The sequence below is a fragment of the Synechococcus sp. O70.1 genome (assembly GCF_047462215.1).
Taxonomy (GTDB): domain Bacteria; phylum Cyanobacteriota; class Cyanobacteriia; order Thermostichales; family Thermostichaceae; genus Thermostichus.
The window spans coordinates 17578-30231 of the sequence record NZ_JANSIT010000020.1 but is presented as its reverse complement, the minus strand read 5'-3'; the positions used below and the strand labels follow the sequence as shown (position 1 = coordinate 30231).

General features: G+C 60.3%; 12 protein-coding genes and 1 pseudogene. 6 read left to right on the top strand and 7 right to left on the bottom strand.

Annotation, left to right across the window (positions count from 1 at the left end):
• Positions 1-216, bottom strand: a pseudogene (locus NW833_RS10225) (hypothetical protein); the annotation flags it as partial.
• 103 nt (positions 217-319) lie between these two features.
• On the opposite strand from NW833_RS10225, the gene NW833_RS10220 reads away from it, so the two are divergent.
• The 5 genes from NW833_RS10220 to NW833_RS10200 all read left to right on the top strand — a co-directional run bounded on the left by NW833_RS10220 (position 320) and on the right by NW833_RS10200 (position 5280).
• Complete coding sequence (locus NW833_RS10220; protein WP_414412400.1) at positions 320-1531, top strand: acetate kinase; 1212 nt, start codon at positions 320-322, stop codon at positions 1529-1531.
• Positions 1532-1590: 59 nt separating this feature from the next.
• Positions 1591-2058 carry a hypothetical protein gene (locus NW833_RS10215; protein ID WP_414412399.1) on the top strand — a complete coding sequence of 156 codons (468 nt, stop codon included), beginning with the start codon at positions 1591-1593 and terminating at the stop codon, positions 2056-2058.
• Positions 2059-2367: 309 nt separating this feature from the next.
• Positions 2368-2637: an extracellular matrix/biofilm regulator RemA gene (remA, locus tag NW833_RS10210; RefSeq protein ID WP_414394807.1), complete on the top strand. Its 270-nt coding sequence runs from the start codon at positions 2368-2370 to the stop codon at positions 2635-2637.
• 84 nt (positions 2638-2721) lie between these two features.
• Positions 2722-3375: a guanylate kinase gene (gene gmk / locus NW833_RS10205; protein WP_414394806.1), complete on the top strand. Its 654-nt coding sequence runs from the start codon at positions 2722-2724 to the stop codon at positions 3373-3375.
• Positions 3376-3696: 321 nt separating this feature from the next.
• On the top strand, positions 3697-5280 hold the full coding sequence (locus NW833_RS10200) for a cation:proton antiporter (RefSeq protein WP_414412398.1): 1584 nt from the start codon (positions 3697-3699) through the stop codon (positions 5278-5280).
• Between the two features lie 129 nt (positions 5281-5409).
• Here NW833_RS10200 and NW833_RS10195 read toward each other — a convergent pair whose 3' ends face one another.
• From NW833_RS10195 to ebsA, 6 genes are all read right to left on the bottom strand, one after another.
• Entirely contained in the window at positions 5410-5958 is a 549-nt protein-coding gene (locus tag NW833_RS10195) for a hypothetical protein (RefSeq protein ID WP_414412397.1), read from the bottom strand.
• 245 nt (positions 5959-6203) lie between these two features.
• Positions 6204-8240 (bottom strand): DNA polymerase III subunit gamma/tau, encoded by a 2037-nt coding sequence (locus NW833_RS10190; RefSeq protein ID WP_414412401.1) that lies wholly within the window; start codon positions 8238-8240, stop codon positions 6204-6206.
• Between the two features lie 86 nt (positions 8241-8326).
• The gene (locus NW833_RS10185; RefSeq protein WP_414394800.1) at positions 8327-8824 is read right to left on the bottom strand and encodes a hypothetical protein; all 498 of its coding nucleotides are present in this window, start codon (positions 8822-8824) and stop codon (positions 8327-8329) included.
• Between the two features lie 36 nt (positions 8825-8860).
• Positions 8861-9517 (bottom strand): dephospho-CoA kinase, encoded by a 657-nt coding sequence (coaE, locus tag NW833_RS10180; protein WP_414394798.1) that lies wholly within the window; start codon positions 9515-9517, stop codon positions 8861-8863.
• Between the two features lie 19 nt (positions 9518-9536).
• Complete coding sequence (cimA, locus tag NW833_RS10175; protein WP_414412396.1) at positions 9537-11204, bottom strand: citramalate synthase; 1668 nt, start codon at positions 11202-11204, stop codon at positions 9537-9539.
• Positions 11194-11565 carry a type IV pilus biogenesis protein EbsA gene (gene ebsA, locus NW833_RS10170; RefSeq protein WP_414412395.1) on the bottom strand — a complete coding sequence of 124 codons (372 nt, stop codon included), beginning with the start codon at positions 11563-11565 and terminating at the stop codon, positions 11194-11196. The genes cimA and ebsA overlap by 11 nt, the downstream gene beginning before the upstream one ends.
• A 199-nt stretch (positions 11566-11764) precedes the next feature.
• Between ebsA and larE the strand changes: the two genes are divergently transcribed.
• Entirely contained in the window at positions 11765-12640 is an 876-nt protein-coding gene (gene larE / locus NW833_RS10165; protein WP_414412394.1) for an ATP-dependent sacrificial sulfur transferase LarE, read from the top strand.
• Positions 12641-12654: the final 14 nt, after the last annotated feature.

Sequence of the window (12654 nt, the reverse complement as noted above, 5' to 3'; positions counted from 1 at the left end):
CGTGGCAGCAAACTCAAACTCCTGGGCCAGATGCTTACAAAGAGCGTACAGCTCCTTCTTGCCCACGCCTTGGTTATTCATGCAGTAGCGCAGGCATTTGTTGCGTACAAACTGCGCTGTGCGGATGGCTTCATCCAAAGCTTGGTACTGGGCTGGTGCTCCGTGGAGGAGCTTGGCTTCCCTCGCTTTAGCGGCGCGGAGCGCTTTGACGCGCATGATGCTAGTTTATCAGGGGAAACCTTGGATAAAATGCTGCGCCTTACATCCCCACCTTCAAAGGCGGGTCCTTACGGCGCCTTTTGGTAGAAGGAGGGATCCCGTGCCCATCCTGGTCCTCAACGCCGGCTCCAGCAGCCTCAAATCCTCCCTCTTTGCAACCGTTGAGAGTACGGTGGAGACCACCCCCCTTTGGCAGGCGCAGGTGGACTTTGCCTACCAGCCCGACCAGGCCCTGATTCAAGTCCGACGGCAGGGCGGTCCCTGGGAGCCTTTTCCCGCCCTTTCCTCTCCCTCCGGCATTAGCGGTTTGGCTCCTCTCTTTCAAAGCCTCTGGCAAGGGGAGGGATCCCTGCTGGCAGGGCCGACTGAGATCAAAGCCATTGGCCACCGGGTGGTGCATGGGGGATCCCTCTACCACCAGCCCACCTTGATCACACCCGAGGTGGAACAGGCCATCGAACAGCTAAGCCCCCTGGCCCCAGCTCACAACCCCCCTGCTCTTGAGGGCATTCGCCTCATGCGCCAGCTATTGCCCGGGATCCCGCAGGTGGCGGTCTTCGACACTGCCTTCCATCAGCAGATGCCCCCGGCAGCCGCCCTTTATCCTCTTCCCTACGCCTGGGCCGAGCAAGGGATCCGCCGCTACGGCTTCCACGGCATCAACCACGAGTACTGTGCCCGCCGCGCCGCTGAGATCCTGGGCCTCCCCCTGGAAGAGCTGCAGCTCATTACCTGCCACCTAGGCAATGGCTGTTCCCTGGCAGCCATTCGCGGGGGCCGAAGCGTCGACACCACCATGGGCTATACCCCCCTAGAGGGCTTGATGATGGGATCCCGCTCCGGCTCGGTGGATCCGGGGATTTTGATCCATCAGTTGCGCCGGGGGATGAGTGTGGAGGAGCTAGACCGGATCTTGAACCGGGAATCGGGCCTGAAGGGCGTGTCTGGCCTGAGCGGCGACATGCGAGTTATCCTGGAAGCCATGCAGGCAGGCCATGCCCGTGCCGAGCTGGCCTTTAACCTCTTTATCCACCGCCTGCGCAGCCAGATTGGGGCCATGCTCATGAGCCTGGATCGGCTGGATGCGTTGGTCTTCTCTGGCGGCATCGGGGAAAACGCGGCGCCAGTACGGGCAGCGGCCTGCGCCAACCTGGGCTTTTTGGGGATTCAAATTGACCCGGTTCTCAATGCTGGATCCCCGCGCAACTGCGACATCAGCACCCACGACGCGCCAGTGCGGGTCCTAGTCATCTCAGCCCAGGAAGACTGGGCCATTGCCAGTGCCTGCCAAAGGCTCCTGCAAGGGGAATAAGCGGCTTCCAGCCAGGTTTTCTGATGCCCTAAACCTGAACTTCAAGGTAAGGAGAACCTATGCAGCCTGCGCAGCGCATGGACAGACAGATCCCCCTGCTGCTCCTGGGTGCTGTTTTGGCAGGGTGCGGGGAGACGACTGGCAGCAGCCCCCTGCCCCCACCGCCTCCCCTACCCCCTCCCTCCCTCACCATCACCGATCTTTCCCCGCGTGCTGTCCCTGTAGGGCAGACCCCCACCTTTGTCATCTCCTTCCGCGTCGAGGCTCCTGCCGGGATCCGCGGATCCAACGCTTTTTTGGCTACCGTCACCACCCCGCTAGGCAACTTCATCCCCCTGGGAGCTTTCGACGCTTCCCAATTGCCCGGCTGCTTCGTCGGAGCCACTGCCTGTACGGTAACAGGGCTTACCCTGACCCAAAACCGCTTTACCGTCACCCAGACGGGACCCCATCAGCTTACCATCAGCGTTTTCGATCGCCAGGAGCGGCTGGGCAGCGGCAGCTTTACCTTTAGCGGCCTGCTCTAATCCAGCCTCTAGTGGTTGCCAGGCAAAACGCCGCGCCTCACCGCTGCGGACATTGACGAGGCCTTACTACTCTGAGGACAATTTCCAGGAGCCATAGAACGGCTTGAAGAAGGCTGAGGGCCGCAAAGCAGGGAACTAGTCCTGGCCAAGCTCCACCAACCGACAGCCCACCCAACCTTGAGAGAACTTGCCGTCCCAGCAGAAACCTTTGCAGGGCAGGGCCTTGCTGGTCAATGCTAGGCAGCAGTTTGACTTGCTAGCCTGAATGAAGGCTGCTGGCCGGACAGGTGCTAGATTGGCTCACCACCCATGGATACTCGCCTAATCAACATTGGCTTTGGCAACATCGTCGCCGCTGGGCGTGTGATTGCCATTCTTAGTCCCGAGTCAGCTCCCATCAAACGCATCATCAGCGATGCCCGTGAAAGAGGCCAGTTGATCGACGCAACCTACGGTCGCCGCACCCGCGCTGTCATCATCACCGACTCGGGACACGTCATCCTCTCGGCTATCCAGCCGGAAACCGTTGCCAATCGCTTCCTTACTGCCAAAGTCGGTGTGCCGGAGGAACTTGAGTAAAAGCCTCACAGGCAGCCTGCAAAGAGAGGAGTAAGATATCCTAAAGCAAACAAACAACCGTCCAGCCTTCCTCTGTCGATGGCTATGGCCGCCTCTCCTACCGTCCTCCCCTTGCCAGGTTCCCCTGAGGTTGGGCAGACTCAAGGAGCACCCCAATCTCTCACTCCTCGCGGTCGCCTAGTGGTTTTGACGGGGCCCAGTGGAGTGGGCAAAGGAACTTTGGTCAGCCACCTGCGCCAGCGCCACCCTGAGCTGTATCTTTCTGTCTCGGTCACCACCCGTCCCCCTCGTCCCGGTGAACAGGAAGGTGTCAACTACTACTTTCGCACTCGCGAGGAGTTTCTCAGGCTTGTTGAAGCCGGCGAGTTGCTGGAATGGGCGCAGTATGCAGGCAACTTTTACGGCACCCCTCGCCAGATTGTCTTTGAAAAACTCAGCCAGGGACAGGATGTGCTGCTGGAAATTGAGCTGGCTGGAGCCCGCCAGGTGAGAAAACTGTGTCCAGAGGCCATTCGCATTTTCTTGTCCCCTCCTTCTCTGGAAGAGCTTGAACGCCGCATTCGCCAGCGTGGCCAAGATTCCGAAGACAGCATTGAACGTCGCCTGCAGCAGGCCCGCAAGGAATTGGAGGCCAAAGACGAATTCGACTACGTGATTGTTAACGACAACCTAGAGCGAGCTTTGCAGGAGCTAGAAGCTTTACTTTATCCCCCGTCTCTGGGGAAGAACCAGACGTAGTTAAGCCGCCGCAAGCCAAGGTCTACATTCGAAAAGCGCAAGCAGGCCTCAGCCCTAGGAGTGAAGCCGCCAAATCTTTACCCATCCCCTCGCAACGTCCTGCTGTCCTCAAACAGAACCTCGAAAATCCAAACTTGGCAGGAGGTACAGCGGTGGCGCTCGGCTTTGACAGGGGCGGCAGGAGAGCTGTATTCCTGCCTTGCCGGGAGTTGCTATCAGGCGGTGCGCCAGTAGGACGTTTGGCTTGGCAAAGCCTGCCTTGGTGCCAGACGGCAGAGAGAGGTTCTGTTGATGCTGGGCAGTTGGTTGTGGATTTTGGCGATGGGCTTTTTTGTTGGCCAGATCGTGGGCCGATTGGGGATGCCGCCGCTGCTAGGGATGATTCTGGTCGGGATCCTGTTGAGGGAGGTCTTGTCTCCGGAGGTGCTGGCAGCAGCCGGGGATCTGCGCCTAGTAGCTGTAGCGATCATCCTCATGAAAGCCGGCCTAGGGCTGGATCGGGAAAAGCTGGCCCAGCAGGGATCCGTGGCCCTGCGGCTGGGGTTTTTGCCGGCAGCCTGTGAGGCGGTGGCAGTAGCGCTCTTGAGCCGCTGGATCCTGGGGCTGGACTGGGAGACGGGGCTGCTTTTGGGGTGTGTGATTGGGGCAGAGTCGCCAGCGGTGATTGTGCCGGGGATGTTGCGCCTCAAAAGCCTGGGCTGGGGCGTGGCCAAAGGGATCCCGGATGCCATTCTCACCGGCAGTGCTCTTTCCGATGTACTGCTGCTGCTGGGCTTTAGCTTGTTGCTGAGCCTCTTGGGCCAGGGATCTACAGAAAACGTTCGCCTGTTGGGCTTGGAGCTGTCGCCGCTGCAGTGGCTGCCGTTCCAGGTGGGGATGGAGATCCTGCTGGGCGTGGCCATCGGCTACCTGGCGGCGCGGGTTTTGGTGGCGCTTTTGGTGCAGCAGAACTGGACCCGCAACAGCACGCAGGAGGTGTTGCTGGCAGCCTGCCTGGCGCTGGGCTTGGTGCTGGCGCCGCAGGTGTGGCCCTATTTTTCTGGCTACCTGGCGGTGATGGCCATGGGGTTTTTCCTCATCGAGCTGGATGGGCCGCTGGCGCGGCGGCTGCGGGTTGGGTTCGACGCCCTCTGGACAGTGGCGGAGATCGTGCTGTTTGTGCTCCTGGGAGCTTCCCTGGATCTGCAGGTGTTGGGATCCCTGATCCTGCCGGGTTTGTTGCTGCTGACCCTGAGCCTGCTGTTGGGTCGGGGCCTGGGTTGGTGGCTTTCTACCCTGGGAAGTAACTGGAACTGGCGGGAGCGGCTCTTTTTGCTGCCGGGTAACATGGCCAAGGCAACGGTGCAGGCAGCCATCGGCGGCATTCCCTTGGCCCAGGGGATCCCTGGCGGGGAGACGATCCTTGCTCTGGCGGCCTTGTCGATTTTGACCACGGCACCCCTAGGGGCTTGGCTAACTCAGGTCTGTGCCCCTCGGCTGTTGGAAAAGGGAGAGGTGGATCCCACCAAGGTGGGCAGCCAGGGCAGGGTTAGCTTTTTGGCAGCAGTGGACACCTCACCTTTAGCCGAGGCGGTGCTGCGCAAGGTGGCCGACTTGGCGCGTCGGGTGGATGGGGAAGTGATCGTGCTGCATGTAACGGACGAGCCGCAGGGGAAAGGAGTAGAGGAGCTGCAGCAGCTTACCCAGCGCTTGTTGGCAGATATTCGCCACCAGTTTTGCTTGGCTTCGGGGCCCCTGGCAGAGACCATCGTAACCCTAGCTCAAGAGCGGCAGGTAACCGACATAGTCATAGGCAAGCGGGGCCATCGCGGCTGGGAGCAAGTGCTGGTGGGATCCACTTCCCAAGCCGTGTTGGAAACCAGTCCGATTCCAGTCATTCTGGTAGAGCTTACTCGAAGTTCCTAGTTGGCTGGCAGCACCTCCTGAGGGCCAATTTCTGAGCAAAAGCTAGAGCAAGCTCCCGAGAAAGAGAATTCCTACCGATATCCTCTCCAGAAAGTTGTGAGATGGCAGTCGGCAGAAACTCCAAAGGGATTAGGAAATGAGAATCCATCTCTTCCCGGCAAGTGTAAAGCACGCCCTCTGTTTCTGAGTAGGGCAACACCTGGCATCGTTAGGGCCATGAACAAGCATTTCCAAGCAAACTGCAGCTTTTCCTTTAGAGCCGCGCTCAATTGAAATGTTTCTAACGTCAACCCTATCGCCAAGAAGCTCAGGCTCTATAAGGATGGTTTTTTCTTCACCGCCCAGCGACCCTGACAAGCTTATCCAGGATCCGGATCCTCCTTGATTTGTTGCTGCAATTACAATGGTATCCCGGAAGCCGTCATTGTTAAGGTCAGCACGTTTTATGTTTAGAATCTTTGCTACAAGAAAACCTTCCTGAAAAGGGCTGGAACCCCGCTGATATTTGCCGTCTTGAAAGCGAACCTGCTCCATCTCCTCTGAAATAGCTACAAGATACTCAGCGTTTAAGGCTGCTTGTCTGTCTATCTTTGACCCTACTAACGCAATGGCCACTAAGATCAAACAGCCACCCAGAAGACAGCAAACCAACTTAAAAATCGTCCTTTTGCGGGCCATTTCTTTGCTCCTCCAACCTAGATGGGCAGTGGGATAGGCTACCCCTACTCCTAATTCAAACCAGACAAGCCAAGAGCTTCAACGCCGTCCTACCCAAAAGACTGAGGATCCGGGAGTCAATTTGCGGGGTGCTCGAGGCAGCTTCTTTTCCGCGAGATTCGGTCATGGTCCTCCCCTTCACGGGAGATACCTGACAATACCCCAAAATCCAACAGAGCGATTACTGCCCCTCACGCTCCCCTACCTCAAAAATCCTCTTCCGGAGGGGCCTGGGCTGTCGGTAGGCCGTAGCTCTCAGCAGTGGGCAGGTCGGAGGATCCCTCCAGGGCAGACAGATCTGCCGCTACCTCTTCGGGTGTGGCTAGGATCCCTTCCAAATCCACCAGCCTGCCGCTGAAATGCTCGGCAAAGCGGTGGGCCACCTCCACCAGCTCGTGGGTCAGGTCGTAGAAGGGTGGCCTTGCTGTCTGCGGGGCTGGAGCAGTGTTTTTGAGAGGGGGAGATGGGCTTGAGGGCTCCGCCTGACGGGGATCTGAGGCAGGAGAGCTGTTCCCCAGCTTTGAGGGAGAGAGCGGAGGTTGTGGAGCTTTATCCTGGGCCGAGGCTTGGCCAGCATGCCCCTCACGCGGTCGAGGCGGGCGCTGCACCACTAGCTTTAGCCGCACCGGGTGCTGCAGCAGGTTGTAAAGGGCGGAGCACACCTCGGCTTCTTTGCTGCGTACCTTGTCCACCAGGCCCTTGCTGGGGAAAGCAAGAGTGATCTCCAAAGTCTCTGCCCCGTTGAGGCGGACGAGGATCTCTTGCTGCAACTGACCAGATCCCAACAAGGCTCTGGTAGTGGGAGAGAGGCCCTTGAGGAACTCCTCCCAGCGAGGCTGCAGCAGCTTGGCAGGGGAAGCGACAGGCTCCGGATCGCGAACTTTGGGCTCTGGCGTTGGCGGCGGGGAACCCTCAGAAGGGGAAAGGGGGTTCTGGAAGGCTGTTGCGGCAAGCTGAGGGCTCTGTCCTGCTGACGCGAGTGGCTCTTCGAGGGCTGGGGCAGCTTGGGCAACTTTCCCATCGAGGTTCCTCTCAGCAGCAGAGGGGCCGACAACAGCCCCAGGCGAGAGAGGAGGGAATGGATCGGCAGGGGAGAGCGGCTCGCCACCCTTGCTCTCTATTGGCGGCAGCGGGACGGCGCCCTGGCGCAGCTGGCCCAGCAGATCCAGAAGGGCAATTTCTAGCCAAAGCTGGGGTTGTCCGCTCTGGCGAATTTGGGGTTCGCAGTGGCGCAGGTGGCTCTGGGCCGCTAGCAGCATCTCCAGCGAGTAGCAAGGAGCCCGCTGTTGCAGGGCTGCCCAGGTGAGGTCCGTTACAGCCGCCAGCTGCCGTTGCTGTGGGGCCGTCTTGGCCAGGAGCAGATCCCGGTAGAAAGCCGCCAGGCTCTGCAGCACCACCAGGGGCTCTTTGCCTCGCTCCAGCAATTGCCGCGTTTGGGCCAGCACCCCCTCTACGTTCTGAGCCAGCAGAGCATCGGTCAAATCCAAAAGCTGCTGTTCCGGGATCCCCCCCACCAAGTCCCACACCGCTTCTGGAGTGATGGATCCCTCTAGCAAACTGAGCTGATCCAATAGCCGTTCGGCATCCCTTAGCCCGCCCTGGGCAAGTTGGGCCACTAGGTGCAAGGCTTCTGGTGTAATGGGGATCCCTTCCTGGGCGGCAATTTTGCCTAGGTGGGCCACCATCTCCTCTAGAGGAATGCGGCGGAAGTCAAACCGCTGACAGCGGGAAACGATGGTGGGCAGAACCCGCTGGGGGTCGGTGGTGGCTAGGACAAACACCACGCGGGGAGGCGGCTCCTCCAGAGTCTTCAGCAACGCATTGAAGGCCGCATTGCTGAGCATGTGGCATTCGTCAACCACATAGACCTTGTAGCGGCTATTTACTGGCGCAAACTGGGCCCGCTCGATCAGCTCGCGGATGTTGTCCACACCGGTGTTGCTGGCCGCGTCGATCTCCACCACATCCAGAGAAGAGCCGGCGGTGATGGCGCGGCACTGGCTGCACACCTGACAGGGATCCGGCGTTGGCCCCTGCTCGCAATTTAAGGACTTGGCCAGAATGCGGGCGCTGGAGGTTTTTCCGGTGCCCCGCGGCCCACAGAACAAATAAGCTGGCGCCACCCGCCCCAGCCGAATGGCATTGGCCAAAGTCTGCACGACTGCCCCTTGGCCCACCACCTCGGCAAAGCGCTGCGGGCGGTATTTCAGGTGCAGGGGCTCATAGCTGCCAGCGGCGGCCATTTCCCGGATCTCCAAGTAGGCAGCGCCTCGGCCGCGTCCTGGGGCTTGTGCGGCCAAGATGCTCTCCTATTCTGGCTGCTGAACTCTCAAGAGCGAGGTGAAGAGGGGGCTTCCTGGACCGGCAGAGCTTTTGGCGGCTCTTTGGGATCCCGGCGACCCCGGCCAAGGAGAGGGGGCAGGGGCAGCTTCCAGCTTGGCTTATCCAATTGATCCATGTCCTGCAGGCGGTAGCTGAGCTGGTACAGTTCCTGCTTAAGCCGGCGGTTTTCTGCCTGAATGGCGGCGATGCGCTCGCGGATGGGCTGCAGGCGGGCCTGCAACTTGCGCCGATAGAGTTGCGGCAGCTCTTGGAGGATCTGCTCCAACACTTGCTTTTCTTGGTAGAGTTGCTCAATCTCGGCCTCGTAGCTGCGAATCTGTCGGCGTTGCTTTTCTTGGCGCAACTCCAAAAGGTCAATCTGGCTTTGCAACAGGCGGTTACGCTCCTTCAGAGCCTGGATTTCCTGCTCTCGCGCGGCCAAAGCTTGCGCCCACCAGGACTCTGCCCTGCTATCCGGCTTGTTGCCGCCAGTCGTTGCTTGCATTGACTCTCCCTCAACCCACCATCCCCATCCGCTACTCTAGCCGGCCTGCTGGGGCGAGGCCAGAGGTTGCTGGGAAGCCAACGCTTGGTGCACCTGAGCTTCCAGGTCCGCCAGGGATCCAGAATTGTCCAGCACCACGTCAGCCCGACGGACTTTCTCCGCCAAAGGCCACTGGCTGGCCAGGCGAGCTTCGATTTCTGCCGGTGTCAGGAGGGGATCCCGCAAGGCCAGCCGCTGCCGCTGCTGCTCAGGGGTACAGATCACCACCCAGATCTCGCTGGCCCAGTTTTCCATGCCCGCTTCAAAGAGGAGAGGGATCATGAGGCAGAGGGCTGGAGGGACATTCCCTAGAGACCGTTGGCAACTGGGCTGAGCCTCAGCCGCCCTGTGGAACTCGAGAAACTCCCGCAGCCGCGCTTTGACAAACGGGTGGATCTGCGCCTCTAGCCAGGCCCGCTCGGCGGCATCGGCAAAGACAATCCGCCCCAACTTTCGGCGATCCAGCTCTCCCGAGGGATCCTGAATGGCCTGGCCGTAGCGCTGCAGGACCCGCTCGCGGATGGGGGATCCCAGCGCCAAGGCCTGGCGGGCTATTTGATCCGCATCGGCCACTGGGATCCCCTGGCGTTCCAAGATGCGGGCCACCGTGGATTTGCCGGTAGCAATGCCGCCTGTTAGGCCAATAATTCTCATGGAAGTTGAAGAACCCCCTTCAAGGCGAGGCTAGTTGGGCAGAGGGTGAGGAAAAGCAAGGTTTTGCCAGGAGGCTGTACTCAAAGCCTTCCACCAAAGCCCGGCAGGAGGCTTCGATGATGTTGGTGGAAACTCCTACCGTGGCCCAGCGGCGGTGGCCGTCGCTAAACTCCACCAGCACCCGCGTTTTGGCAGAAGTACCCGCCTGGCCGTCCAGAATCCGCACCTTGTAGTCGGTGAGGTGAATGGCTTCCAGTTGCGGGTAAAACTCCAGCAAGGCCTTGCGCAGCGCCCCATCCAGGGCCGCCACCGGCCCATTGCCTTCGGCTGCTGTCACCCGCGTCTGCCCCTGCACGGCAATCTTCACCGCTGCTAGGGACTGCACCTCCGTTGCCTCGCCGCTGGGATCCCAGTCTCTGCTGCTCCAGTCCGAGCGGGTGGTGGCGCTGACATGGAAGCTAAGCACCTCAAAGGGGTGGGAGCGCTGCCCCAACAGGCCCCGCACCAACAGCTCAAAGCTGGCCTCGGCCGCCTCAAACTGGTAGCCCTGCAGCTCCAGAGTTTTCAGCCGCTCCAAAATCAAGCGCGCCCGGGGATCCGACTTGTCCAGCCGGATCCCAAAGCCAGCCACCTTGCTGAGGATATTGCTCAACCCCGCCTGATCCGAAACGACGATGCGCCGGCAGTTGCCCACCTGCTCCGGGGCAATGTGCTCGTAGGTAAGAGGGTTCTTCTGAACAGCGCTGACGTGGATCCCACCCTTGTGGGCAAAGGCGGATCGGCCCACGAAAGGAGCATGGTCGTCCGGGGCCAGGTTGACCACCTCACTGATGGCGCGGGAGATCTCTGTTAGGTGTTGCAGCTTTCCCTCGGGCAGACAGCGGTAGCCTAGCTTGAGTTGTAAGTTGGGGATAACGCTGCACAGGTCGGCGTTGCCACAGCGCTCCCCATAGCCGTTAATGGTGCCCTGCACCATGCGCGCCCCCGCCTGGACTGCCGCTAGAGCATTGGCCACGGCCGTGCCGGAGTCGTTGTGGGTGTGGATCCCCAAAGGCAAATGCCCCAGGTGATGGGATTCCGCCAAGACGGCTGCCGTGATGGCGGCAATCTCGTGGGGCAGGGATCCGCCGTTGGTATCGCAGAGAACCAGCCACTCCGCCCCGGCCTCTGCTGCTGCCACCAGGGTTTGCAGGGCGTAGTCGGGGTTGTGGCGGTAGGCGTCAAACCAGTGCTCGGCATCGTAGATCACCCGCCGCCCCTGGGAGCGCAGGTAGGTGATGGTGTCGCGGATCATGGCCAGGTTCTCGGCCAAGGTGGTGCCCAGCCCCTCCGTAACATGGAGATCCCAGGACTTGCCAAAGACCGTCACGTAACGGGTGCCCGCTGCCAAGATGGCCTGCAGCAGGGGATCCTCGGCTGCCCGCCGCCCCGGCTTGCGAGTGGAACAAAAGGCCACCAGCTCCGCCTGCTCCAGGGGCTCTTCCCGCATCTGCCAGAAAAATTGCACGTCTTTGGGATTGGCCCCTGGCCAACCGCCTTCGATGAAAGGGATGCCCAGGCGATCCAGCAGCTTGGCAATTTGCACCTTATCTTGCACCGACAGGGACAACCCCTCCCGCTGCGCCCCGTCCCGCAGCGTCGTGTCGTAGAGGGTGACGGCAACCGGAGAATTGGCGTCAGTCTTCATACCGCATCAGCTTTTTGTAAAAGGCGGTGGTGAAACTCGGCGGCTGACCCCGCTGCACCGCCGCTACCACATCGATGAGGTAGTCCACAAACTCATAGTTGGCTAGGGAGACCTGATAGGTTAGCTCCGGGTCTTGATCGAAAATGACCTGCACCGCTGTTAGATCAGAGGGCAGAGGCGATACAGGCCAACTGGCCAAGAAAGAGACGGGCTTGTCTCCTTCGATGGGCCGCTGCCCTTCTAGGCTGCCCTTTTTGTAGAGACCCACCGCCAGCGGCAGGTACTGCCGGCGGGCGACGGCGTAATAGGGCTGATAGAGGGCCACCTCTGCGGAGCTAGCAGGTTCAAGCTGAAGAGTCATGGGCAGAAGATCCAGAGAAGAAGCAAGGATCTCTCTGCCATCCAGCCTACCGCCTCAGTGGCCCACTGGCCTAGAGAGATTGCCCGCTCACTGCCTTGCCTTTGAGGCAGAAGCGTTGGAAAGTCAGAAAATTCTAGGAAACAATGGAAGAGGAATATCTGCCCCGCTCTAGCCCAGACCCTACGGACTCCCTAGCCTCATGGACGTACCTCTTGGCTCTGCCACCCCCTTGCTGGAGCTAGACCCCGTCCTACAGTACAAGTTTCAGCAGCTTGTCCAGATCTTCGCCGAAATGGGGCGGGTTGTGGTGGCCTACTCGGGAGGGATCGATAGCAGCCTGGTGGCCAAGCTGGCCTGGGATCACTTGGGGGAGGGGGCTCTGGCCGTTACCGCCGCTTCCCCGGCGCTTTTGCCCGAAGACCTGGAGGAGGCCATCTGGCAAGCCCAGTACCTCGGCATTCGCCACCAGGTCATCCAGACCCAGGAGCTGCAAGATCCCCGCTATGCTGCCAATCCCCCTAACCGCTGTTACTTCTGCAAAAGTTACTTGCACGACACGCTGCTCCAGCTGGCTAAAACTCAGGGATACGACCACGTGGTCGATGGCCTCAACGCCGACGATCTGGCTGACTACCGGCCAGGGGTGCAAGCAGCTCGGGAGCGTGGTGTGCGATCCCCTTTGGCGGAGGTGGGGATGAGCAAGCTGGAGGTGCGGCAGTTGTCTCGCCACTTGGGTCTGCCCTGGTGGGATAAGCCAGCCCAACCCTGCCTCAGTTCCCGCTTTCCCTACGGCGAGGTCATCACTGCCGAGAAACTGCGGCGGGTGGGATTGGCTGAGCGCTATCTGCGCAGCTTGGGCTGGCGAGAGGTGCGAGTGCGCTCGGAAAAAGATACTGCCCGCATTGAACTGCCCCCCCACCAGATCCTGGAGTTCGTGCAAAAAACTGACCTGGCAGCGCTGGTTAAAACCCTGCAATCGTTCGGCTATCTCTACGTCAGCCTCGATCTGGAGGGCTACCGCAGCGGCAAGCTCAACCGCGCCCTCGACCCTCCCCAACCTGGTAGCTTAGGCTGAAGCGTTGCACAGGT

Coding starts and splice junctions, on each gene's coding strand:
- NW833_RS10215 (WP_414412399.1), top strand. CDS start 1,591: ATGCAGCCTGCGCAGCGCATGGACAGACAGATCCCCCTGCTGCTCCTG.
- remA (WP_414394807.1), top strand. CDS start 2,368: ATGGATACTCGCCTAATCAACATTGGCTTTGGCAACATCGTCGCCGCT.
- gmk (WP_414394806.1), top strand. CDS start 2,722: ATGGCCGCCTCTCCTACCGTCCTCCCCTTGCCAGGTTCCCCTGAGGTT.
- NW833_RS10200 (WP_414412398.1), top strand. CDS start 3,697: ATGGGCTTTTTTGTTGGCCAGATCGTGGGCCGATTGGGGATGCCGCCG.
- NW833_RS10195 (WP_414412397.1), bottom strand. CDS start 5,958: ATGGCCCGCAAAAGGACGATTTTTAAGTTGGTTTGCTGTCTTCTGGGT.
- NW833_RS10190 (WP_414412401.1), bottom strand. CDS start 8,240: ATGGCCGCCGCTGGCAGCTATGAGCCCCTGCACCTGAAATACCGCCCG.
- NW833_RS10185 (WP_414394800.1), bottom strand. CDS start 8,824: ATGCAAGCAACGACTGGCGGCAACAAGCCGGATAGCAGGGCAGAGTCC.
- coaE (WP_414394798.1), bottom strand. CDS start 9,517: ATGAGAATTATTGGCCTAACAGGCGGCATTGCTACCGGCAAATCCACG.
- cimA (WP_414412396.1), bottom strand. CDS start 11,204: ATGAAGACTGACGCCAATTCTCCGGTTGCCGTCACCCTCTACGACACG.
- ebsA (WP_414412395.1), bottom strand. CDS start 11,565: ATGACTCTTCAGCTTGAACCTGCTAGCTCCGCAGAGGTGGCCCTCTAT.
- larE (WP_414412394.1), top strand. CDS start 11,765: ATGGACGTACCTCTTGGCTCTGCCACCCCCTTGCTGGAGCTAGACCCC.